Genomic DNA, 22,893 nt, shown 5'->3' with positions numbered 1-22,893 from the left:
GTTCATCCTTCCTGCGACAATTTGTCGACACGATGCTGGTGGCGACCGCCGGCGAATGCGCCGGCGAGGAATGCGTCGACGCAGGCCTTGGCCATCTCCTCGCCGATCAGGCGGGCGCCCATCGCGATGGCGTTGGCGTCGTTGTGCATGCGCGCCAATGTCGCGGACAAGGGCTCCGAGACGAGCGCGCAACGGCAGGCCGGATTGCGGTTAGCGGCGATCGAGATGCCGATGCCCGATCCGCACAGCGCGATGCCGCGATCCGCGCGGCCGTCGGCCAGCGCGTCGGCGATCGCATAGCCGTAATCGGGGTAATCCACGCTGTCGGTTGAGTCGGTGCCGAGGTCGATCAGATCGTGTCCGGCCGCGCGGACATGATCGGACAGCGCGCGCTTCAACGCGACGGCGGCATGGTCGGAGGCGATGGCGATGCGCAAGGCGGTCGTGACCCCGGAAAAGATGGCGTGTAACGTCCGCGCGCCTTAGCCGTGTGACGCGACGATTGCCACCGTCTGCATGGTCTTCCATCGAGGCCGCGCACATTTTCGCCGGCCTGCCGGGGGAACGTATCCCTGTTGCGCAGTGTTGCTACGACCATGAACGCTGATCTGCATCATATGGCCGAGACGCGTCAGGGCGCCGCGGCGCCCGGCCGCCGCCAGGTGGGCGAGGCGGCGATGATCCTCGGTTATGCCGGGCTGTTGCCGCAGATCGCGGCGGTGGCGATCGCAACCTTCGACCCGCGCCTGGGCCTCGGGGCGATGTTCGCCTTCGGCTATGCAGCGCTGATCCTCAGCTTCATCGGCGGCATCTGGTGGGGGTTCGCGATGCGCGCCACGGCCGATCCGATGGCGGATCGCGGCCAGGGGACGATCGCCGGGCTGGCGGTCGTGCCGCCCCTGATCGCCGCCGCGCTGATCCTGCTCCTCATCTGCCGGCTGATGCCCATGTCCTGGGCACTGGTGCTGCTCGGATCGACGGTCCTGCTGACGTTGCTTGTCGACCGGCGGCTGGCCGAGGAGAGGGTCGCGCCGGCAGGCTGGATGGCGATGCGCGTGCCGCTTTCGATCGGGCTGGGCGTGCTGACGATCGCCTGCGGAACGCTCGCCTGACCGCCCCGGCGGCTTACGCCGCCTTGCGCAGGTCGAGCCGGCCCCAGATCTCCACCAGCGCATCGGTCAGTTCCCGCATCATCGCCTCGTCATGGCTCGGCCCGGGCGTGAAGCGCAGGCGCTCGGTACCGCGCGGCACGGTGGGATAGTTGATGGGCTGAACGTAGACGCCATATTCGGCGAGCAGGATGTCGCTGATCGTCTTTGCCTTCACCGGATCGCCGACCAGCACCGGGACGATATGCGTCTCGCCCAGCATCACCGGCAGACCGGCGTCGTGCAGCATCGCCTTCAGCGTCGCCGCCGCGGCCTGCTGTCCCTCGCGCTCGACGCTCGAGGCCTTCAGGTGGCGGACGCTGGCGAGCACGCCGGCGACCAGCACCGGCGAAAGCGACGTCGTGAAGATGAACCCCGGCGCATAGGAGCGGATGACGTCGACGATCGTGCGGTCCGCGGCGATATAGCCGCCCATCACGCCGAACGCCTTGCCCAGCGTCCCCTCGATGATCGTCAGCCGCTGGGCGACGCCGTCGCGTTCGGAAATGCCGCCGCCGCGCGCGCCGTACATGCCGACCGCATGGACCTCGTCGAGGTAGGTCAGCGCATTGTATTTGTCGGCAAGGTCGCAGATCGCCGCGATCGGCGCGACGTCCGCCTCCATCGAATAGACGCTTTCGAACGCGATCAGCTTCGGCACCGACGGGTCCTCGGCGGCGAGCAGCTCCTCGAGATGCGCGAGATCGTTGTGGCGGAAGATGCGCTTTTCGCAGCCGGCGTTGCGGATGCCCGCGATCATCGAGGCATGGTTGAGCTCGTCGGAGAAGATGACGCAGCCGGGCAGGATCTTCGCCATGGTCGACAGCGTCGCCTCGTTCGAGACATAGCCGCTGGTGAACAGTAGCGCGGCTTCCTTGCCGTGCAGATCGGCGAGTTCCGCCTCGAGGTCGACGTGATAATGGGTATTGCCGCCGATGTTGCGCGTACCGCCGGATCCCGCGCCGACATCGTGCAGCGCCTCCTCCATCGCGGCGATCACCTTGGGGTGCTGGCCCATCGCGAGATAGTCGTTCGAGCACCACACCGTGATCGGCTTGGGTCCGTTATGGCCCGCGAAACAGCGCGCATTGGGAAACATGCCCTTGTTGCGCAGGATGTCGATGAAGACGCGGTACCGCCCTTCGGCATGCAGTCGGTCGATCGCCTGGGTGAAGACACGGGAATAATCCACGCGTGCCTCTGTCACGTCGCTGTCCATGGGGAGCCCATGTAGACCGCCGGACAGGGGCTTGCCAGCGGAGAATGACGCTCAGGGTGATCGATCCCTTGGGCATTTTGTCCCAGGTCGGCCGCCGCTCCCCTTCCTTGCAGCAGGCGATGCTAAAGGGCTTCGGCGGTATCGAAGCCCTGCGCCGCGAGGCCGGCGGCGATGGCACGCTCCCGCGCGCCGAGATGCGTGAAGACGAGGCGGTGAGGCGCGCCCCCCTGGGGCCAGTCCTGTCCTTCGGTCAGCGCGGCGATCCGGCGGGCGATGCCGGGGCCGCCGTCGACGAACCGCACGGTCGGCGCCGCGGCTGCGAGTTCCTGCGCGAGCAGCGGGAAATGCGTGCAGGCATTGACGACGACGTCGATCTCCGCGCCGCCCGGTTGCCCCGTCAGGCCGGCAAGTTCCGCTGCGACCGCATCCGCCGACACCGGCTCGCCGCCTAGCTTCGCCTCCGCCAGCGCGACCAGCCGCGCCGACCCGTGCCGCAACACGCGGCAATCGGCGGCGAAGCGGGCCGCGAGGTCGTCGACATAGGGCTGCCGCACCGTGGCCTCCGTGCCGAGGACGCCGATCGTGCGCGTCACGCTCATCGCCGCAGCTGGCTTGATCGCGGGCACCGTGCCCACAACGGGAAGGTCCAGCGCGGCGCGCACCGCCGGCAGCGCGATCGTCGACGCGGTGTTGCACGCGATCACCACCAGCCGCGGGCGATAGCGTTCGACGAGGCGGCCGAGCAGCGCGGGCACGCGGGCCGCGATCTCCCCCTCGCTCTTGATGCCATAGGGGAAGCCCGCCGAATCCGCGGCATAGACGATCGGCGCGCGCGGCAGCAGCGCCCGCGTCGGCCCGACGACGGAAAGGCCGCCGACACCGGAATCGAAAAACAGGATAGGCCGCGCGTCCATGGCCTTGCGCCATAGGTCGGCCCCGCGCCGCTCGTCCAGCCGTGCCGGCAACGAAGCCCACCGTCCGCCGCCGGACGGAAGCGCACGTTCACCGATCGATATTGTGGCCAAGGACGCCGTACGCCGCTATGAGGCATCGACGGAAAGGGGGCCGTTTGCAGACCGAAATTCTCTGGATCGCGCCGACCTGCGCACTGCTGCTCGGCTATCTGCTGGGCTCGATCCCGTTCGGCGTCATTCTGACGCGGATGGGCGGTGCCGGTGACCTGCGCCAGATCGGGTCCGGCAATATCGGCGCGACCAACGTCCTGCGCACCGGGCGCAAGGGCCTGGCCGCGGCGACCTTGCTGCTCGACCTGCTCAAGGGGGCGGCGGCGGTCTGGCTGGTCGCCTGGCTGTTTCCCGGCGACGAGATGATCGCCGCGGCTGCCGCGTTCATCGGCCATTGCTACCCCGTCTGGCTGCGCTTTCGCGGCGGCAAGGGTGTCGCCACGCTGATGGGCATCGTCCTCGCGCTGCACTGGCCGATGGGACTCGTCTATGCGGCGGTCTGGCTGGGGCTTCTGGCCGGCATCCGCATTTCGTCGGTCGCGGGCATGGCCGCTGCGGTGAGCGCGCCGGTGAGCGGTGCGGCATTCGGCCGCTTCGACCTCGTCATGCTGCTGCTGGGCCTCGCGGCGATCGTCCTGTGGAAGCACCGCGAGAACATCGAGCGGCTCGCGGCGGGCGATGAGCCGCGCATCGGCGGCGCAAAGGATCGCTAGCGCGTGGAGGACGGCGCCGCCCGCCTCCGCCTGATCCGTACGCCGGGCGTCGGACCCGTTACCTACCGCCAGCTGCTGGCCCGCTTCGGCAGCGCCGGCGCGGCGATCGAGGCGCTGCCGACGCTCGCGCGACGCGGTGGCGGCAGGCCACCCGCGGTGCCGGACGAGCGTGCCGCCCTGCGCGAGATCGCCGCCGTCGACGCGCTGGGCGCCCGTCATGTCTTCCTCGACGCGCCCGACTATCCGCCGCTCCTCGCCGCCATCGACACGGCGCCGCCGGCGGTGATCGTCCGCGGCGACCTGGCGCTCGCCAACTCCGCGCCCTGCGTCGCCCTGGTCGGCGCGCGCAACGCCTCGGCCGCCGCCTGTCGTTTCGCGCGCGGGCTGGCGCACGATCTCGCGGAGGCCGGCGTCGTGGTCGTCTCGGGCCTCGCGCGCGGGATCGACACGGCCGCCCATGCGGGCGCATTGCCGCGCACGATCGGCGTGATCGCCAGCGGGATCGACATCGCCTTCCCGCCGGAGAATGCCGCCTTGCAGGAACAGGTCGCCTGTGTCGGCCTGATCGTCGCCGAACAGCCGCCCGGCACGCAGCCGCTGGCACGGCATTTCCCGTCCCGCAACCGCATCATCGCGGGTCTGGCGAGCGGGACGGTCGTAGTCGAGGCCGCGCCCCGCTCCGGCTCGCTCATCACCGCCCGTCTGGCGACCGAGGCGGGGCGCGAGGTGATGGCCGTGCCCGGCAGCCCCCTCGATCCGCGCGCGCAGGGTTGCAACTTGCTGATCCGCGAGGGTGCGACGCTGATCCAGAACGCTGCGGACGTGCTGGAACAGATTCGTCCGATCGATCCGCGCGGCGTGCGTGCGCCTGCGACGCCGTTCGGCATGGCGCCCGCCCGCGACGCGTCCGACCGGGACCGCGGCGCCGTGGTAGGGCTGCTGGGCCCGGTTCCGGTGACGATCGACGAGCTGGTCCGCCAGAGCGGCCTGGCGCCGGCCGTGGTGCTGACCGTCCTGCTCGAACTGGAGATGGCGGGGCGACTGGAACGTCATGCCGGCGGGCGCGTGAGCCTGTGACCGAATGGCGGCTCCCATGCGCGCCCTTCCAACCCCATGAGAGACGCGATCGGCTTCCACGCGGGCCGCGCGGGCCGTAGGGGGGACCATCCTCACGCCCCCGGTCACGGCGGGCGCATCGAAAAGGACAGGGAGACCATGGAAAACCGGCCGATCGTCCGACGCGTGATCGTGGTCGCGCTCGTCTGCCTCTTCGTCGCCATGGCGGGCGTGCTGTTCCTCGGCGTGGCCCTGCTGCGGACCTGAGCGCCAGCGACACGGCGCGCGCGATCCGCCGTACCGCCGCGCATGATCAGGGCGCCGGCGGATCGCCCCCTTCCGCCACCTGAACGGCGTCCGCGGTCAGCAGGTGCCACCCCTCGGGCAGGTAATCCGTGGACATGTAGAAATAGAAGGCGCAGCTGCCGTTCGACCGGTAGCTGCCGCCCTTCAGGATGCCATAAGCGGTGGTGCCCAGGAACACCGGGCTGCCGCTGTCGCCGCCCTTGCAGGTCGGCCCCGCCACGGTTGTCCAGGTCGGCAGGCAGGCGCCGCCGCACAGGTCGCCCGCCGGGGCGAAGTCGGTCAGTTCCACCTCGGCACAGCTGTAGCCCGTCCGCTCGCCGCGGTGACAGACGACGTCGCCGGCCCGCATCCCCGCGCGCGGGCGGGCCCCTGTGACGGGGCGGCTGACGGTCCGCGCGCTGTCGGCGAAGAAGACGGGCGCGAGCGCCGTCGGGCTGGCGTTGATCTGCACGTCCTGATTGCCCCAGCCCCATTGCCCGACGAACGGCAGCTCGGTCTCGACGCCGTCCGCGTCGCGCGTGCTGAGCGCATCGGGGCAATGGGCGGCCGTGGCGAGGCCGGTACGCTGACCGTCGCTGACCACGAAGCCCGCCGTGCACATATAGAGATGCGGGTCGCCCGGCACGGTGCCGACGACCCGCGCGCCGCCCGCGATCGTCCCGCCCATGTCGAGCGCAGGCGTGTCGACGACGCGCAGCCGCACCGGCACATGCGTCATCGCCGCCAGTCGGTCGCGAAGGGCAGCCGCGCCTTCGCGCGCGACGTCGCGCGTCGACACGACCGCGACGACCTCGCCCGATCGGGGGTCGACGCCGAGGCCCGGTGGCGCCAGCAGGCTGGCGCGGATCGCCGCCTGGTAGGTGGCGATCGCCTGGACGAGCTCGACGTGCCGCGCCCGCGCACCCGTGGCGAAGACGACGGGGACAGCCTCTTCGTCTACGAGCACGGTCTCATCGGGCACCGGTTCGTCGCCGGTAAGGAGCACGACGATGCCGAACTGCGGCTGATGGCGGATCGCGATGCCCGCGAGCCGGCCGGCAAAGCGCGTCGCGAGGGCGTCGCTCGCGGCGACGCTGTCCTCCTGCAATCGCAGCTGGTGCGCCGCGACGTCGGCCGGAATGCCGAGGTGATTGGCGATCGTCGCCCCATCCTGCGCGAGCGCCGCCTGGCGCGCCGCCGCCATCGGCGCCGCGGCGGGGGTATAATCCTGCGCCGCTGCCGGAACGCCTCCGAGCAACGCCGCCACCGCGCCGATTCTGACCCAAAATGCCCACCCCACGATAGGAAGATTACATGTGCCGACGTGTCTCGCAACTGAACATTGCGGCGCCACCGGCCTGGGCGGGCCGGCGTCCGCGACGCCGGACTGGCATTCGGCCGCCGCAGCGTGCAGCGAAGGGCGGATGGAAACCTTATCCCCCGCCTTCTTCGATCGCGACGTCGAAACCGTCGCGCGCGCGCTGGTCGGCGTGACGTTGCTGGTCGACGGCACGGGCGGTCCGATCGTCGAGACCGAAGCCTATGCCCCGGACGATCCGGCCGCGCACAGCTTCCGCGGACCGACGCCGCGCAACGCGGCGATGTTCGGCCCGCCGGGCCATGCCTATGTCTATCGCAGCTATGGGCTGCACTGGTGTCTGAACGTCGTCTGTCGGCCGGGCAGCGCGGTGCTGATCCGTGCGATCGAACCGCTGGAGGGGGTGGCGCGCATGGTGCAACGCCGCGGTCTTTCCGACCTGCGGCTGCTGTGCGCCGGCCCGGGGCGACTGTGCCAGGCGCTGGGCGTCGACAAATCGCTGGACGGTGCGCCGCTGGACCGGCCGCCCTTTGCCCTGATCGACGCCGGTGCAGCGCCGCCTCTCCTTGCCGGTCCGCGCATCGGCATCAGCGTCGGCGTCGACACGCCCTGGCGATTCTGTGCGGCAGTCTCCCGCTACCTCAGCAAGCCCCCGCGCTAGAATTCCGCAACCTCGGCGGTCCGCGCCATGGATTGGCGAATCGCGCCAAGCCGCCTCGCGGTAACCGGCTGATCTTCCTTGAGAAGGTGTTTGGCATGCATAATGCACTAACACACGTGCAGCCGCTTCGGCTGTGTTGTTCGAGGAGATCGCTCATGCTCGTCACCGTCGCAGCCATGCTCTTTTCCGTCGCCGGCCCTATCGACACCGCCGCTTCCAGGTCTCCCGTCGCGACACCCTCGCCGGCGATCGCGGCATCTGTGGACGAGGGCGCGAAACCGCGCGCCTACAATCCGCGCGTCTGTGTCGTCGATACCGTCACCGGATCGCGGGTACCCATGCGGGAATGCCGCCTGCTTGGCCAATGGCGTACGCTAGGGATCGACCCGCTGCCCGGACGGTGATTGCAGACCGGCGCCGGCATCGGGTCGTCGGGCGCGCAACCATGGCGGACCTTTCCATGCTGCATCTGCGTTGCGCGCAGGTCAGATCAAGGGGGACACCATCTTGCACAGCCTGCCCGACCGGCTCGATGCCGGCTCGCCCTACCCGCTCGGCGCGACGTTCGATGGCATGGGCGTGAATTTCGCGGTTTTTTCCGCCAACGCCGACCGGATCGACCTCTGCCTGTTCGATCCTTCGGGGAAACGCGAGATCGGGCGCATCGCGCTGCCCGAATGTACCGACGAGGTGTTCCACGGCTACCTGCCGGATGCGGAGCCTGGCCTGCTCTACGGCTATCGCGCACACGGCCGCTACGCGCCGGAGGAAGGACATCGGTTCAACCCGAACAAGCTGCTGCTCGACCCCTATGCGCGCAAGCTGGCCGGGCAGATCAAGTGGACCGATGCCTTGCACGGGTACAAGGTCGGCCACGCCAGGGAGGATTTGTCCTTCGACAAGCGCGACAGCGCACCGGCGATGCCGAAGGCGGTGGTCGTCGACGATCACTGGGACTGGTCGCGCGACAGGCGCCCCAACACGCCCTGGTCCGAAACCGTCATCTACGAGGCGCACGTCAAGGGCCTCACCAAGCTGATGGAACTGGTACCGGCGCGCGAGCGGGGCACCTATGCCGCGCTCGGCCATCCCGCCGTGATCGCGCACCTGAAGCGGATCGGCGTCACCGCGCTCGAACTGCTGCCGATCCACGCCTTCACGCAGGACCGGTTCCTGCAGGAAAAGGGGCTGAAGAACTACTGGGGCTATAACACGCTCGGCTTCTTCGCCCCCGAACAGGCCTATATGGCCTCCGACCACCAGGATGAACTCCGGCGCGCGGTGCACCGACTGCACAAGGCGGGGATCGAGGTGATCCTGGACGTCGTCTACAACCACACGTGCGAGGGATCGGAAAAGGGGCCGACGCTGTCGTGGCGCGGGCTCGACAACGCCAGCTACTATCGCCTCGTCAAGGATCAGCCGCGCTATTCGATCAACGACACCGGCACCGGCAATACGCTGAACCTGTCGAAGGCGCGCGTCATCCAGATGGTGGCGGACTCGCTCCGCTACTGGGCGACCAGCTTCGGCATCGACGGCTTCCGGTTCGACCTCGGCCTGACGCTCGGTCGCGAGGACGACGGCTTCGATCCCGGCGCGGCCTTCTTCGACGTGCTGCGGCAGGACCCGGTGCTCGGCCGTCTGAAACTGATGGGCGAGCCCTGGGACGTGGGGCCGGGCGGCTACCAGCTTGGCAACTTCCCGCCCGGCTTCGCCGAATGGAACGACAAGTATCGCGACACGGTCCGTCGTTTCTGGCGCGGCGACGCGGGCCAGCGCGGCGAGCTGGCCGCGCGTCTGGCCGGCTCCGGCGATCTGTTCGACCGGCGCGCGCGCCGGCCATGGGCGAGCATCAACCTGATCTCCGCCCACGACGGCTTCACGCTCGCCGACACGGTAATGTACGAGGAACGGCACAACGAGGCCAACAAGGAAGACAATCGCGACGGACATTCGGAGAATTACGCGCGCAATTGGGGGGCGGAAGGGCCGACCGACGATGCCGCGATCAACGACGCGCGCGGCCGCGTGATGCGATCGATGCTGACGACGCTGCTTGCCTCGCTCGGCACGCCGATGCTGGTCGCGGGCGATGAATTCGGCCGGACGCAGCAGGGCAACAACAACGCCTATTGCCAGGACAATGCGATCAGCTGGCTCGACTGGAACGCCGCCGCCTCGGAGGACGGACAGCGCCAGATCGACTATGTCGCGCGCCTCGCCGACCTGCGCCGCCGCTACCCCGTCCTGCGCGCCGCGACGTTCCTCTACGGGCAGGATTCGCCCGGCCAGGGCATCAACGACATCGAATGGTGGGACGAGCGCGGCCAGCAGCTGAGCGCGGCGGATTGGGACAATCCGGAAGGGCGCGCCCTAATGATGCGCCGCGCGACGCGGAACGAGGCGGGCGAACTCGAGGCGGTATCGCTGCTGCTCAACGCCTCGAGCGCGCCGATCACCTTCCACCTGCCGCCGCCCCACACCGCGCGCATCGTGCTGATCGACAGCGCGAAGCCCGATCAGGGCGAGACGCGGATCGATGACAGCTACGAGGTCGCGCCGCAGGGCGCGGTGCTTCTGACCTGGACGGGAGAGCTTGAGGCATGACCTGGGGTGCGCATCCGCTTGAAGGAGGTCGGGTGCGCTTCCGGCTCTGGGCACCCGATCGCGACGCGGTGACGCTAGAGATCGACGGCGCCGACCCGGTGGCGATGACCGCGGTCGAGGATGGTTGGTTCGTCGCGGAAGCACTCGCGCCCGCGGGGAGCCGCTATCGCTTTCGCCTCGACGCCGAGACGGCGGTGCCCGACCCCGCGTCGCGCCTGCAGGCGGACGGCGTCCACGGCTGGAGCGTCGTCGTCGATCCAGGCTTCGCATGGCAGCAGGCCGACTGGCGCGGCCGACCCTGGGAAGAGTCGGTCGTGCTGGAGGTGCATGCAGGAACGCTCGGCGGCTTCGCCGGCGTCGCCGACCATCTGGCGGACTGGGCGGCGCTCGGCATCACCGCGATCGAACTGATGCCGGTCAACGCCTTCGGGGGACGGCGCAACTGGGGCTATGACGGCGTGCTGCCCTATGCCGTCGCCGAAAGCTATGGCAGCCCCGACGACCTTCGCCGACTTGTCGACGCCGCGCATGGCCACGGCCTGTCGGTCTTCCTCGACGTGGTCTACAATCATTTCGGGCCGGACGGAAACTACCTCAACGCTTATGCCAAGGGGTTCTTCCATCCGGAGGTGCACACGCCCTGGGGCGGCGCGGTGGCGGTCGACCAGCCCGCGGTGCATCGCTACTTCGTCGACAATGCGCTGATGTGGCTGACCGACTATCGCATCGACGGGCTTCGCTTCGACGCCGTCCATGCGATCGCCGACGACGCCTTCCTCGATGCCATGGCGCGGGAGATCCGTGCCGCGCTGCCCGACCGGCACGTCCACCTCGTGCTGGAGAACGAGCGCAACGATGCGGCGCGCCTGACGTCCGCGACCTTCGACGCGCAATGGAACGACGATTTTCACAACGTCCTCCATGTGCTGCTGACCGGAGAGACCAGCGCCTATTACGGCGACTTCGCGGACCGGCCGGCGGAGCGGCTGGCGCGCTGTCTGGCGGAAGGGTTCGTCTATCAGGGCGAGGGATCGGGCAATCACGACGGCAGGCCGCGCGGCACGCCGAGCGCACATCTGCCGCCGACCCGCTTCGTCTCCTTCCTCCAGAACCACGACCAGGTCGGCAACCGCGCGTTCGGCGAACGGCTGACCGTGCTGGTCGATGCCGATCGCCTGCGCGCCGCGACAGCCCTGCTGCTGCTCTGCCCGCAGATTCCCCTCCTCTTCATGGGCGATCCCGAAGGCAGCGAGACGCCGTTTCTCTTTTTCACCGATTTCCACGACGCGCTCGCCGACGCGGTGCGCGAGGGACGCCGCAAGGAATTCGCCAAGTTCGACGCTTTCGCGGATGCCGAGGCCCGTGCGCGCATCCCTGATCCCAATGCGCTGTCGACATTCGAGACGAGCCGGCCACGGCCGGGGCCGGACGCCGCGCGCTGGACGGCGCTGTACCGTGACCTTCTCGCCCTGCGCGCAAACCAGGTCACGCCATACCTCGACGGCGCGACGGCCCTCGGCGCGGTCGCCACGGGAGAGGCGGCGGTGACCGCGCGCTGGCAATTGAACGACGGCGGCGTGCTGACGATCGCGATCGACCTCGCGGATACCGCAGCTGCACTGCCCGAGGGTAACGGAACGCTGCTCCACGCCGAGGGCAATCGATTCGCGGCGTGGATCACGCGATGACCAAGGGGATCGCGGCATGACCGACCTTGCCGCACGCGCCGACGCCGTCGGGCTGCATCGTGTCTGGGAGGATGCCGACGGCCGGCAGCATGTCGTCGCGGATGCCGTGATAGACGCCATCCTGGCCACGCTCGACTCCCAAACGGGCGAGCGCACCTTCGTCAGCGCGGATGTCGGCGCGCCGATCGTGCTGCCGGATACGCCGGATGGCGCCGCGGAGCTCGAACTGGAAGACGGCACGCGCCGCGCACTGCAGGTGACCGCCGGCCGGCTGGAGCCGATCGCCGCACCTGGCTATCACCGGCTGTCGATCGCCGGTCGCCGCATCGACATCGCGATCGCCCCGCCACGGTGCATCTCGCTGCCCCCGGGCCGGTTCTGGGGCCCGGCGGTGCAGATTCCCGCGCTGCGCGACGCGCACGGGACGGACTTCGGCGATCTCGGCACGCTCGCCGACGCGGCACGCGCCTTCGCCGCCGCCGGCGCCGATGCGCTAGCGATCAGCCCGACGCATGCGCTGTTCCCCGCCGATGCCTCGCGGTTCAGCCCCTACGCCCCTTCCTCGCGACTCTTCCATCATGCCCTGCTGGCCGATCCGGCACTGGCGGGCGTCTCTCCGGAAGCCGGGACGTCCCCGGCGCTGATCGACTGGACTCATGCCCTGTCCTCGCGGCTTGCGCTTTTGCGTCAGGCGTTCGACGCCGCCATGCCCGACGTGCGCCAGCAAATCGCGGGCCTGCGCAGGGAACGGCCTGCGCTTGAGGCTCAGGCTCGCTTCGATGCGCTGCACGCCCATTTCTTCGCACGCGGCGGCGCCCGAGGCTGGCAGGACTGGCCCGCCCCCTATCACGATCCCGCCGGCCCCGCCGTCGCCCGCTTCGCGGCCGAGCATGACGCGGATGTCGCCTTCTACGCCTTCCTGCAATGGCTGGCGGAGGACAGCCTCGCCGCCGCACAAGGCGCCGCGCGCGATGCCGGCATGCGGATCGGCCTGATTGCCGATCTCGCCGTCGGCATGGATGCAGGTGGCGCCCAGGCGTGGAGCCGGCGCGACGACGTCCTGGCCGGCCTGTCGATCGGCGCGCCGCCCGACCCGCTCGGGCCGCAAGGCCAGAATTGGGGAATCACCGCTTTGTCGTTCTTCGCGATGCGGCGGACGGGGTTCGACGCCTTCATCCGCACCGTGCGCGCGACCCTGTGTCACGCGGGAGGCATCCGTATCGATCACGCCCTCGGCCTCAAGCGCCTGTGGGTGATCCCGGACGGCGGCAGCGCGGCCGACGGCGCGTATCTGTCGATGCCGTTCGACGATCTGCTGCGCATCCTCGCGATCGAATCGCATCGTGCCGGCGCGGTGGTGATCGGCGAGGACCTCGGCACCGTGCCGCCGGGCTTTCGCGACACGATGAAGGCGCGCAATATCTACGGCATGCGCGTCCTGCCGTTTGAGCGCGACGACACGGGCGGGTTCACCGATCCCGCCGGATGGGACCGCTGCGCCGTGGCGATGACGGGCACGCATGACACGGCGACGCTCGCGGGCTGGTGGGCGGGGCGCGACATCACCTGGGCGCACAAACTGAAGCGCAGTGACGGCGACGAGGGGGCGGAACGCGTCCGCCGTATCGGCGAGCGCAAGAAGCTGTGGATCGCGGCGACCGAGGCAGGCGTGGCGAGCGGGCCGATGCCCAACGATCCCGCCCCGGCGGTCGATGCCGCGCTCGCGCTGACCGCCACCGCCGCCTGTCCCCTGGTGATCGTGCCGGCAGAGGATCTGATCGGGCTTGAAGAGCAACCGAATCTGCCCGGGACGACCGACGAACATCCCAACTGGCGCCGCCGCCTTCCCGATACGACGGCGGCGCTGCTCGCCCGGCCGGAGGTTGCGCGACGTACCGCCCTGCTTGCCGAAAGCCGATCCGCATGACGCCGCGCGCCACCTATCGCTTCCAGTTTCACAAGAATTTCGGCTTCGCCGACGCGGAGGCGCTGCTTCCCTATCTCGACGCGCTCGGGATCAGCCATGTCTATGCGTCCCCCGTGACCGTGGCGGCGGCGGGATCGATGCACGGCTATGACGTCGTCGATCCAACGCGGATCAATCCCGAACTGGGTGGCGAGCCGGCGTTCCGGGCGCTTGCCGCGGCGGCGAAGGCGCGCGGAATGGGCATCGTCATCGACATCGTGCCCAATCACATGGGGGTCGCCGGCGGCGGCAACGCGTGGTGGAACGATGTGCTGGCCAAGGGGCAGGCGAGCGAGCATGCCCGCGTCTTCGACATCGATTGGACGCGCGATCCCGACGGCAAGCTGGTCCTGCCCGTGCTCGGCGCACCGCTGTCCGAGGTTCTTGCCGCAGGCGACCTGGCGATCGAGCGCGACGCCGATCGGTGGACGCTGGTCGCCTATGGCGAGCACCGCTTCCCCATCCGCGACCAGGATCAAGCGAAGGCCGACACCCTGCCGCTCGCCGCGCTGGTCGATCGCCAGCATTATCGGCTCGCAAGCTGGCGTTTCGCGAACGACGAGCTCAATTGGCGGCGATTCTTCACGGTCAACGATCTCGCCGGCGTGCGGATCGAGGATCCGGCGGTGTTCGAGGCGACCCACGCGCTCTATTTCCGACTGTACGACGAAGGACTGATCGACGGCGTGCGCGTCGACCATGTCGACGGGCTGACCGATCCGATCGGCTATTGCCGCAAGCTGCGCGAGCGGCTCGGGCCGAGCGCCTGGATCGTCGTCGAGAAGATCCTGGGGACGGCGGAGACTCAGCCGGTCGGCTGGGGCGTCGACGGCACGAGCGGCTATGATTTCATGGAACAGGTGAGCACGCTGATCCACGATCCGGCGGGATCGGAGCCGCTCGCCGGCATGTGGGACGCCATCAGTCGCCGCGGCGAATTTTTCGAGGTCGAGGAATTCGAAGCGCGGCAAGACCTTCTGTCCTGGCAGTTTGCCGGCCAGTTCGACGCCTGCGTCGCCGCCTTTGCCGCGCTCGCGGCATCGTCACCACAGGGCGACGGCATCACGCGCGCGATGTTGCGTCGCGCGATCGAACGGCTGCTCTGGGTCTTTCCCGTCTATCGCACCTATGGCACCGGCACTGCCGCTCCCACCTCCGACGCCCGCATCCGCGCGCTCGTGCGCGAGAAGGTCGCCGCCCTCATCCCGCCCGGGGAGGACGCGGTGACGGACATGGTCCTTGCGTGGCTGGCGGGCGAAGGGCCCGGCGATATAGCGCTGGCGGCGGATGCGGTGCGTCGTTTCCAGCAATTGTCCGCACCGATCGCCGCCAAGGCGGTCGAGGATACCGCCTTCTACCGCTATGGCCGATTGATCAGCCGCAACGACGTCGGTGCGGATGCGGAGACGCTCGGCATTTCCGTTGCGGCATTTCACGACGCCATGGCGGAGCGCGCGCGCGACGTACCGCATGCGATGCTCACCACGGCGACGCACGACCACAAGCGCGGCGAGGACGTGCGCGCCCGTCTCGCAGTGCTGAGCAACCGGCCGGGCGACTGGCGCGTGCGCGTCGAGCGCTGGATGCGGCTGTACGAGGCGCGCGCGGTCGCTGCCGACGACCGCTACATGCTGCTGCAGACGTTGGTTGGCGCCTGGCCGGCAGACGGCGCGCGGCATGACCTCGCCGATCGCGTCAAGGCGTGGCAGCAGAAGGCGTTGCGCGAAGGGAAGCTGCGGTCTTCCTGGGAGGCGCCGGACGAGGCCTATGAAGCGGAGGCTGCGGGTCTGGTCGACGACCTGCTCAGCGATGCCGCCTTCGTCCGCGACCTGGCGGACTATGTCGCCACGCTCGCCCCGGCGGCCGAGGCGAACACCCTGGTCCAGACGCTGCTGCGCTATACCGTGCCCGGCGTCCCGGATCTCTATCAGGGGACCGAGCTCGACGACCTGAGCCTCGTCGACCCAGACAACCGGCGACCGGTGGATTATGCGCTGCGGCAGCGGCTGATCGCGGACGGCATGCCCGCGAAGATGCGGCTGATCGCCGATCTGTTGGCGCTGCGGCACGCGGAGCCGGCCCTGTTCGCCGACGGCGACTACCGGCCCGTGGCTATCAGCGGGAGCGAAAGGATCGTCGCGTTCGAACGAGCCGTGGCGGGCAAGACGCTCAAGGTCGCCGCGTTGATCCGGGGAATCGACGTGCCGGCGGCAACCGTCCGCTTCGGCGACGGCCCGATTCCGGCAGCTACGCTGTTCGCCGCGGGGCCGGTGTGGTTCACGCTATAGGCTGATCCTGTGGCGGTTGCGTTTTCAAACGCTGACCGTCGCCGCCTCACGCCCGGCGTTCCCGAAAATCTTCAAATAGCGGGCGATCTCGGCCGGATCGCCGGTCGCCTTCGCCGGATTGTCGGAAAGCTTCACCGCGGGATGACCGTCCGCGCTGACGACCTTTGCGACGAGGGAGATAGGCTCCAGCCCCGGCAGCCCGTCGGGATCGCAGCCGCGAAAATCGTTGGTCAGGTTGGTCCCCCAGCCGAAGCTCATCCGCACCCGACCGTGGAAATGGCGATAGACGCGCTCGATACTGTCGACGTCCATCCCGTCGGAAAAGATCAGCAGCTTGGTGCGGGGATCCTGGCCATGGTCCTGCCACCAGCGGATGATGCGCTCGCCCGCCTCGATCGGCGGCGCGCTGTCCGGGCGGAACCCGGTCCATTCCGCAACCCAGGCAGGCGCATTCCGCAGGAATGCCTCGGTGCCGAAGGCATCGGGCAGCACGACCAGCAGGTTTCCCGCATAATGCGCCTGCCATTCCTGCAGCACGCGATAGGGCGCCGCCGCGATCCCGGCGTCGTCCGGCGCGAGGGCGGCGAGCACCATCGGCAGCTCGTGCGCATTGGTGCCGATCGCTTCCAGGTCGTTGTCCATCGCCAGCAGCACGTTGGACGTGCCGACCATCCGCTCTCCCAGGCCCTCCTTCAACGCCTCGACGCACCAGCGCTGCCACAGGAATCCGTGCCGCCGCCGCGTGCCGAAATCGGAGAGGACGAGGTCGGGAAGGTCGCGCAGCCGCTCCACCTTGTCCCACAGCTTCGCCTTGGCGCGGGCGTACAGCACGTCGAGCGCGAACCGCCCCTTGTCGCGCAGCGCCGCCCGCGCGCGCAATTCGTTGACGATGGCGAGCGCGGGTATCTCCCACATCGTGGTATACGTCCACGGCCCCGCGAAGGTCAGTTCGAACTGGCCGTCGACCACGTGCAGTTCGTAGGGCGGCAGCCGGAAATCGGCCAGCCAGGCCAGGAAATCCGCCGAAAACATCTGCGAGCGCCCGTAGAAGCTGTTACCCGCCAGCCAGATCAGCTCCTTTTTCGAAAAACGCAGTGTCCTTACATGATCCAGCTGCGCGCGCAGGTCGGCCTCGTCGATCACCGCCGCCAGCCGCACTGACGTCGTCCGGTTGATCAGCCGGAATGTCGCCTGGGTCTCGCCGTGCAGATGCCGGATCATCTGCAGCATCAGCAATTTGTAGAAATCCGTGTCGAGCAGGCTGCGAACGATCGGGTCGAGCCGCCAATTGTGATCCCAGGTGCGCGTGGCGATATCGGTGACGGCCATAGCCGCCGGCTTGCCTGACACCATCGGAAGCGGCAAGCGTTAGGGGGCGATGACCGATACCCTTCCCCCGGCGCTGGCAGACTGGCGCGAGGCGCCGCGCGTGCGTGCGATGAACGGCTGCGAACCGCCGGCCAAGGCGGATTACGTCCTGTGCTGGCTGCAACAGGCATTGCGCGCGCACGACAATCCGGTGATCGACGCGGCCGTGAGGCTGGGCAATGCGCTGGGCCTGCCGGTGCTGGTCTATCACGGCCTGCGCGAGGATTATCCCTACGCCTCCGACCGGCTGCACCGCTTCATACTCGGTGCGTCGCGCGATTTGGGCAAAGGGTGCCGAGAGCGCGGCCTTGCCTGCGTCCATTTCGTCGACCGCGAAGACAAGCGCGAGAAGGGCCTCGTCTATCGCCTTGCCCAGCAGGCCGCGGCAGTGGTGCTGGAGGATCAGCCGGCCTTCGTCGCGCAATGGCAGGCCGAACGGGTGGCTGGCAGGGTCGAGCGGCCCGTCTATGCGGTGAATGCCGCCTGCACCGTGCCGCCCGCGGCGCTCGACCAGGAGATTCGCGCGACTAGCGCCTTCCGCCGCCGACACGAAGCGATCCGCGAGGACTGGTACGACAGCCACGACGAGGAGCCGGAGCGGCCGCTCTATGACGGCCCCCTGCCCTATGCGCCGGACGACGTCGCGGGCATGGACGATGCCGAGATCGACGCTTTGGTCGCCGGCCTCGCGATCGACCACGATCTGCCGCCGGTCGCACGTTTCCCGGCGACGCGCGATGCGGTGACCGAGCGGCTGCAGCGGCTCGCAGAAGAGGTGCTGCCCCGCTATGCCGATGCACGCGGCGATGCCTCGCGCGATGACGGCGCCAGCGAACTGTCGCCCTATCTCCATTTCGGCATGGTCGGCCCGCGCGAGATCGTCGCGGCGGTACGACGGGCGGACGTATCGGCGGAAAAGCGCGGCAAGTATCTGGACGAGCTGCTCACCTGGCGCGAATGGTTCCACTACAAGGCGCGGCGCATGCGCGTTCCCGAAAGCTACGCGCGCCTGCCCGACTGGGCACGACGGGAACTCGGGGAACACGCCGGGGACGAACGACCGCATCGGGAGACGCTGCATGCGCTCGTTCATGGCGAGACCGAGAACGAGAGCTGGAACGCCGCCCAGAAGCAGTTCCTGCTCGATGGCTGGATGCACAACAACCTGCGCATGTTCTGGGCGAAATGGCTGATCCAGATGACCCCGAGCCCGGAAGAAGGCTGGGCGACCGCCTGTTATCTCAACGACCGGTTCAGCCTCGATGGCCGCGATCCGTCGACCTATGGCAACATCGCTTGGGCCTTCGGTGATTCGGCGCCAGGCTATGGCCGGCGGCCGATCTATGGCCTGGTCGCCTATCGGACCGACGCTTCGATTCGCAAGCAGAAGAACGGCCCTGCGTGGCTGGCGGAACAGGCTGCCCGCCCCGCCATCAAGGTGCACGTACCGCGCAAGCCGCCGAAGGACCCGTATCTCAGCGAGAAGATCCCGATATAAGCGATCAAGCCCCGCCGTCAGCCGGGCGATCGGCTTCTATAGCCCCGCCGCCTCACCGATTGCCGCATAGACCGCGTCGAGGTCGCCGTCGTCGATGCAATAGGGCGGCATTAAGTAGACGGTCGTGCCGAGCGGCCTCAGCAGCAGGTCGCGCTCGCGGAAGAAGGCGAGCAGGCGGGGCGATCGATCCGACAGATAGCCGCCTTCGCCCCCCGGCAGGTCAACGGCCGCGATCGTGCCGATCTGGCGCGCGTTGGCCACGCCGGGAACGTTCGCGAGTGCGGAGAGGCGCACGCGCTGCCGCTCGACCAGGGTCTTGATCCGCCCCATCACCGGCTCCTCGCGCCAGATCGCAAGGTTCGCCGCCGCCGCCGCGCAGGCGATCGGGTTGGCGGTGTAGCTGGACGAGTGGAAGAACATCCGCGCGCGGTCGGCGGCATAGTGCGCCTGATAGATGGGTTCGGTCGCCATCGTCACCGCGAGCGGCACCGCGCCGCCGGTCAGCCCCTTCGACAGGCACAGGATATCGGGGACGACACCCGCCTGCTCGCAAGCCAACAGCGTACCCGTGCGTCCCCACCCGGTCATCACCTCGTCCGCGATGAATAGCACGCCCGCATCGGCGCACATCCGTCGCATCGTGGCGAGCACGTGCGGCGGGTAGGTCAGCATGCCGCCCGCGCCGACGACCAACGGCTCGATGATCAGCGCCGCGGGATCGTCCGCCAGCGCCGCCGCCAGCGCGTCGAGCGTCACCTGCTCCGCCCCCTCCGCGGGAAAGGGGATGGTTGCGACGTCGAACAGCAGGGGCTCATAGGCGCGGTTGAACGCGCCCCGCGCGCCGATCGACATCGCGCCGATCGTATCGCCATGATAGCCATGTTCGAGGACGAGGATTCGGTGGCGCGGCGTGCCGCGATGCAGCCAGTATCCCAGCGCCATCTTGAGCGCGACCTCGACCGCGGTGGACCCTGAGTCGGAGAAGAAGACGCGCGTTAGTTCCGGCGGCATGATCGCGCGCAGCCCCTCGGCCACGTCGAGCGCCGGCTGATGCGTCCACCCGGCGAAGATGATCTGGTCGAGCCGCGCCGCCTGGTCCGCAATGGCGGCGGCGATGCGCGGATGCGCGTGACCGTGCGTCGTCACCCACCAGGAGGAGATCGCATCGACGATGCGACGGCCATCCGCCGTGTACAGCGCGGCGCCCGAGGCATGGGTGACCAAGGGGATCGGCTCGCCCAGGCCGTGCTGGGTGAACGGATGCCAGATCGGCGTGTCGCTCATCGGAACGCCGCCAGATCGAAGTTGGCGACAAAGGCATCGGCGAGCGCTTCGGGCGTCAGCGGGTCCAGGTGCGGCAGGCGGCCGAGGCGGCGGACGCCCCCGATGCGCGCGATCGTCGCCTCGCTGTCCTCGACGGCGTCCCCGACGAAGGCGATGCCCAGTATCGGCACGTCGCGCGTGCGGAGCGCCTCGATCGACAGCAGGCTGTGGTTGATCGTGCCGAGCACGGTGCGCGCGACAAGCACGACAGGAGCCTGCCAGCGCGCGAAAAGGTCGGCGAAGAGGAGGCCGTCGGTCACCGGCACCAGCACGCCGCCCGCCCCCTCCACCACCAGACTGCCGTCCAGCGCCGGCAAGACCAGTCGCGCCGGGTCGATCGTTACGCCGTCGATCGCCGCGGCACGGTGCGGCGAACAGGGCGTGCGCAGGCGATATGCCTCCGGCAGGATCGCCCCCTCGGGCAGGCGGGCAAGACGGCGGACCCGCTCGCGGTCGGTCCCGTCATCGTCGCCTGCCTGAACGGGCTTCCAATACCGCGCGCCGATCGCGGCAGCGAGCGCAGCGGCGAAGACGGTCTTGCCAACATCGGTGTCGGTGCCGGTGACGACGATCGGTTTCATGCCATCTCCAGTTCCGCGGCAAGTGTCCGCGTCAGTTCGTCGATCGCGTTTTCGTTGACGTTGAGGGTGATCGACAGACGCAGCCTCGCTGTCCCAGGCGCGACCGTCGGCGGCCGGATCGCCCGCACGTCGAACCCCGCCGCCTGCAATGCCGCCGCGCGCGAGACCGCGAGTCCATCCGCACCCAGGATGACGGGGATGATCTGCGTGCCCGTCGTCGCCGCGCCTATGCCGGCCAGGCGGACACCCGCATGGTCGACGAGTGCGGCAAGGGCTGCCTGTCGCTGCGGTTCTTCGACAAGGATGCGCAACGCTTCGCGTACCGCCGCGGCGATCAGGGGTGATGGCGCAGTCGAAAAGACGAAGCCGCGGCCGCGGTTGATCAGGAAGTCGCGCAGGTGGGCGGGCAGGCACAGCAGTCCCCCCTCCACGCCCAGCGCCTTGCCGCAGGTATGCAGCGTCACGACGTCGTCACGGCCATGGAGATGGTGGGCGAGGCCGCGCCCCTGCGGCCCGAACACCCCCGTCGCGTGCGCCTCGTCGATCAGCAGCATCGCCTCGTGCCGCCGGGCCACCTCCGCCAGATCGTCGAGCGGCGCGACATCGCCGTCCATCGAATAGAGGCTTTCCACCGCAATCCACGGCGTGCCGGTGCCTCCTTCGAGCCGCCAGCGGCGTATCGCCGTCTCTACCGCACCGGCGTCATTGTGGGCGACAACGATACGCGGCGCGCGGCCCAGACGCATGCCGTCATGCGCGCTGGCGTGAATGCGGGCATCGTGGACGACGATGTCCTGCGGTTGCGGCAACGTGGCGAACAGGGCCTGATTGGCGGCGAAGCCGGTGGCGAAGAACATGGCGGACTCGCTGCCGAAATGCAGCGCCGCCTCCGCTTCCAGCGCCTCATGCTCCGGATCGTTGCCGCGCAGCAGCCGCGACCCGCCGGAACCGACCGCGACGCCGCGCGCCAGCGCATCCGCCACCGCTCTGCGCAGACGCGGCGCATGGGCAAGCCCAAGATAATCGTTCGAGGCGAAGTCGTATCCCATGCGCGGCCGCAGCGACCGGAAGCGGTCGGCTGCGCGAAGCTTGGCCAGATCGTCATGATGGAACTGCGGCATTGTCGTCGCGGCTGATAGCGCGCGATTGCGGGTGCGTCATGTCCCTACGCCGGTTGTGGCGGCGCCGCCTTGTCTGGCAAGAGGCGTGGATGATCCGCCTGCTTCCCGCGCTGCTCCTCGCCCTGCTACCGTCCGCTGTGCAAGCCCGCACAAGTCAGCGCGTCTCGCCACCGCCGACCGCACCGACCCAGCGCACGATCCTGTTCATCGGCAATAGCTTCACGCAGGGGGCGCATTCGGCGGTGCGCAATTGGCACGCGGATCGGGTCGTCGATCTCACCGGCCAACGCTATGGCGGCGTGCCGGCGCTTTTCAAGGAGTTCGCCGACGAAGTGGGTCTGCGCTACGCGGTCAGCCTGGAGACGCAGGGCGGGCGCAGTCTTGCGTTCCACTATGACGAGCGACGGCAATTGTTCGACCGCGCATGGGATGTCGTCGTGCTGCAGGAATATAGCACGCTCGACGCGGAGCGACCTGGCGATCCGGGCAAATATCTGTCGGCCGTTGAACGGCTGACCCGGCTGTTCCGGGCGCGCAATCCCGGCGCGCGCATCGAGCTTACCGCGACCTGGAGTCGAGCGGACCAGACCTACCGCCCCGGCGGCCATTGGTACGGGCGGGGCATCGCGGCCATGGCCGACGACCTCGCCGCGGCCGCCGAACGCGCGCGGCGCGCGAGCGGCGCGACGGGCGTCATCAGCGTGGGCCAAGCCTGGACCCGCGCCATGGCGCAGCATGTCGCCGATCCGGATCCGTATGACGGCATCACCTTCGGCCAGGTCAATCTATGGTCCTACGACCAATATCATGCCAGCATCGCCGGCTATTACCTGGAAGCGCTCATGGTCTTCGGCAGGGTCACCGGCCTCGATCCGCGCATGCTCGGCGCCAACGAGCGCGCCGCCGACGAACTGGGCCTGTCGCCCGACCTTGCGCTATCGCTGCAACGCGTCGCGGCGGAGCAACTCGCCGCGGATCGTGGGCGCGGCTGATACGGCGCGGTCGAGCGAACGCCTTTGTGTGCGATCCAGCAAAGCTGAATCGGCGCGCGGTACCGGCCCTCACCCCACCCGGCCGCCCATCCA

General features: G+C 69.1%; 19 protein-coding genes. 11 read left to right on the top strand and 8 right to left on the bottom strand.

The features are described from left to right. Positions 1 to 2 precede the first annotated feature (2 nt). On the bottom strand, positions 3 to 437 hold the full coding sequence (gene rpiB / locus RF701_RS14020) for a ribose 5-phosphate isomerase B (protein ID WP_210357002.1): 435 nt from the start codon (positions 435 to 437) through the stop codon (positions 3 to 5). A gap of 159 nt (positions 438 to 596) precedes the next feature. Here rpiB and RF701_RS14015 point away from each other — a divergent pair, with 159 nt between their 5' ends. Beyond that, a complete protein-coding gene (locus RF701_RS14015; protein WP_246847976.1) occupies positions 597 to 1,112 on the top strand; it encodes a DUF3429 domain-containing protein in 516 nt (171 codons plus the stop codon). A gap of 13 nt (positions 1,113 to 1,125) precedes the next feature. Here RF701_RS14015 and hemA read toward each other — a convergent pair whose 3' ends face one another. Both hemA and murI read right to left on the bottom strand, forming a co-directional pair. Then, positions 1,126 to 2,367, bottom strand: coding sequence for a 5-aminolevulinate synthase (gene hemA / locus RF701_RS14010; protein ID WP_308815318.1), 1,242 nt, complete (start codon positions 2,365 to 2,367; stop codon positions 1,126 to 1,128). 122 nt (positions 2,368 to 2,489) lie between these two features. Further along, positions 2,490 to 3,281, bottom strand: a complete 792-nt coding sequence (gene murI / locus RF701_RS14005) for a glutamate racemase (protein ID WP_308815317.1) — start codon at positions 3,279 to 3,281, stop codon at positions 2,490 to 2,492. A 128-nt stretch (positions 3,282 to 3,409) separates the two neighbouring features. Here murI and plsY point away from each other — a divergent pair, with 128 nt between their 5' ends. Both plsY and dprA read left to right on the top strand, forming a co-directional pair. Further along, positions 3,410 to 4,045, top strand: a complete 636-nt coding sequence (gene plsY / locus RF701_RS14000; protein WP_374758630.1) for a glycerol-3-phosphate 1-O-acyltransferase PlsY — start codon at positions 3,410 to 3,412, stop codon at positions 4,043 to 4,045. 3 nt (positions 4,046 to 4,048) lie between these two features. Next, on the top strand, positions 4,049 to 5,122 hold the full coding sequence (gene dprA, locus RF701_RS13995) for a DNA-processing protein DprA (protein WP_308815316.1): 1,074 nt from the start codon (positions 4,049 to 4,051) through the stop codon (positions 5,120 to 5,122). Positions 5,123 to 5,414: 292 nt separating this feature from the next. Here dprA and RF701_RS13990 read toward each other — a convergent pair whose 3' ends face one another. After that, positions 5,415 to 6,653, bottom strand: coding sequence for a hypothetical protein (locus tag RF701_RS13990; protein WP_308815315.1), 1,239 nt, complete (start codon positions 6,651 to 6,653; stop codon positions 5,415 to 5,417). A 157-nt stretch (positions 6,654 to 6,810) separates the two neighbouring features. Here RF701_RS13990 and RF701_RS13985 point away from each other — a divergent pair, with 157 nt between their 5' ends. The 6 genes from RF701_RS13985 to treY all read left to right on the top strand — a co-directional run bounded on the left by RF701_RS13985 (position 6,811) and on the right by treY (position 15,917). Next, positions 6,811 to 7,365: a DNA-3-methyladenine glycosylase gene (locus RF701_RS13985; protein ID WP_308815314.1), complete on the top strand. Its 555-nt coding sequence runs from the start codon at positions 6,811 to 6,813 to the stop codon at positions 7,363 to 7,365. Between the two features lie 155 nt (positions 7,366 to 7,520). Next, positions 7,521 to 7,769, top strand: a complete 249-nt coding sequence (locus RF701_RS13980; RefSeq protein WP_308815313.1) for a hypothetical protein — start codon at positions 7,521 to 7,523, stop codon at positions 7,767 to 7,769. A 103-nt stretch (positions 7,770 to 7,872) separates the two neighbouring features. Then, positions 7,873 to 9,975, top strand: a complete 2,103-nt coding sequence (gene glgX / locus RF701_RS13975; protein ID WP_308815312.1) for a glycogen debranching protein GlgX — start codon at positions 7,873 to 7,875, stop codon at positions 9,973 to 9,975. A gap of 32 nt (positions 9,976 to 10,007) precedes the next feature. Continuing rightward, on the top strand, positions 10,008 to 11,663 hold the full coding sequence (treZ, locus tag RF701_RS13970) for a malto-oligosyltrehalose trehalohydrolase (RefSeq protein ID WP_308815311.1): 1,656 nt from the start codon (positions 10,008 to 10,010) through the stop codon (positions 11,661 to 11,663). A gap of 16 nt (positions 11,664 to 11,679) precedes the next feature. Further along, positions 11,680 to 13,590: a 4-alpha-glucanotransferase gene (gene malQ / locus RF701_RS13965; RefSeq protein ID WP_308815310.1), complete on the top strand. Its 1,911-nt coding sequence runs from the start codon at positions 11,680 to 11,682 to the stop codon at positions 13,588 to 13,590. After that, on the top strand, positions 13,587 to 15,917 hold the full coding sequence (treY, locus tag RF701_RS13960) for a malto-oligosyltrehalose synthase (protein ID WP_308815309.1): 2,331 nt from the start codon (positions 13,587 to 13,589) through the stop codon (positions 15,915 to 15,917). The genes malQ and treY overlap by 4 nt, the downstream gene beginning before the upstream one ends. Before the next feature lie 24 nt (positions 15,918 to 15,941). Here the strand turns inward: treY and pncB are convergent, their stop codons facing one another. Next, positions 15,942 to 17,246, bottom strand: coding sequence for a nicotinate phosphoribosyltransferase (pncB, locus tag RF701_RS13955; RefSeq protein ID WP_308815308.1), 1,305 nt, complete (start codon positions 17,244 to 17,246; stop codon positions 15,942 to 15,944). A gap of 49 nt (positions 17,247 to 17,295) precedes the next feature. On the opposite strand from pncB, the gene RF701_RS13950 reads away from it, so the two are divergent. Beyond that, a complete protein-coding gene (locus tag RF701_RS13950; protein ID WP_308815307.1) occupies positions 17,296 to 18,783 on the top strand; it encodes a deoxyribodipyrimidine photo-lyase in 1,488 nt (495 codons plus the stop codon). Between the two features lie 36 nt (positions 18,784 to 18,819). Here RF701_RS13950 and RF701_RS13945 read toward each other — a convergent pair whose 3' ends face one another. From RF701_RS13945 to RF701_RS13935, 3 genes are read right to left on the bottom strand one after another with little or no spacing between them, the layout of a single operon-like run. Next, the gene (locus tag RF701_RS13945) at positions 18,820 to 20,067 is read right to left on the bottom strand and encodes an adenosylmethionine--8-amino-7-oxononanoate transaminase (RefSeq protein ID WP_308815306.1); all 1,248 of its coding nucleotides are present in this window, start codon (positions 20,065 to 20,067) and stop codon (positions 18,820 to 18,822) included. Beyond that, positions 20,064 to 20,687: a dethiobiotin synthase gene (gene bioD, locus RF701_RS13940; RefSeq protein ID WP_308815305.1), complete on the bottom strand. Its 624-nt coding sequence runs from the start codon at positions 20,685 to 20,687 to the stop codon at positions 20,064 to 20,066. Before bioD ends, RF701_RS13945 begins: the two co-directional genes overlap by 4 nt. After that, positions 20,684 to 21,808 (bottom strand): 8-amino-7-oxononanoate synthase, encoded by a 1,125-nt coding sequence (locus RF701_RS13935; protein ID WP_308815304.1) that lies wholly within the window; start codon positions 21,806 to 21,808, stop codon positions 20,684 to 20,686. Before RF701_RS13935 ends, bioD begins: the two co-directional genes overlap by 4 nt. Before the next feature lie 89 nt (positions 21,809 to 21,897). On the opposite strand from RF701_RS13935, the gene RF701_RS13930 reads away from it, so the two are divergent. Further along, on the top strand, positions 21,898 to 22,800 hold the full coding sequence (locus RF701_RS13930; RefSeq protein ID WP_308815303.1) for an SGNH/GDSL hydrolase family protein: 903 nt from the start codon (positions 21,898 to 21,900) through the stop codon (positions 22,798 to 22,800). Positions 22,801 to 22,893: the final 93 nt, after the last annotated feature.

Origin of the sequence: Sphingomonas sp. GV3 (assembly GCF_031082075.1) — a bacterium.
GTDB lineage: Bacteria > Pseudomonadota > Alphaproteobacteria > Sphingomonadales > Sphingomonadaceae > Sphingomonas > Sphingomonas beigongshangi.
The sequence above is the reverse complement of the archived record's forward strand: the minus strand, read 5'-3'. Positions and strand labels throughout refer to the sequence as shown.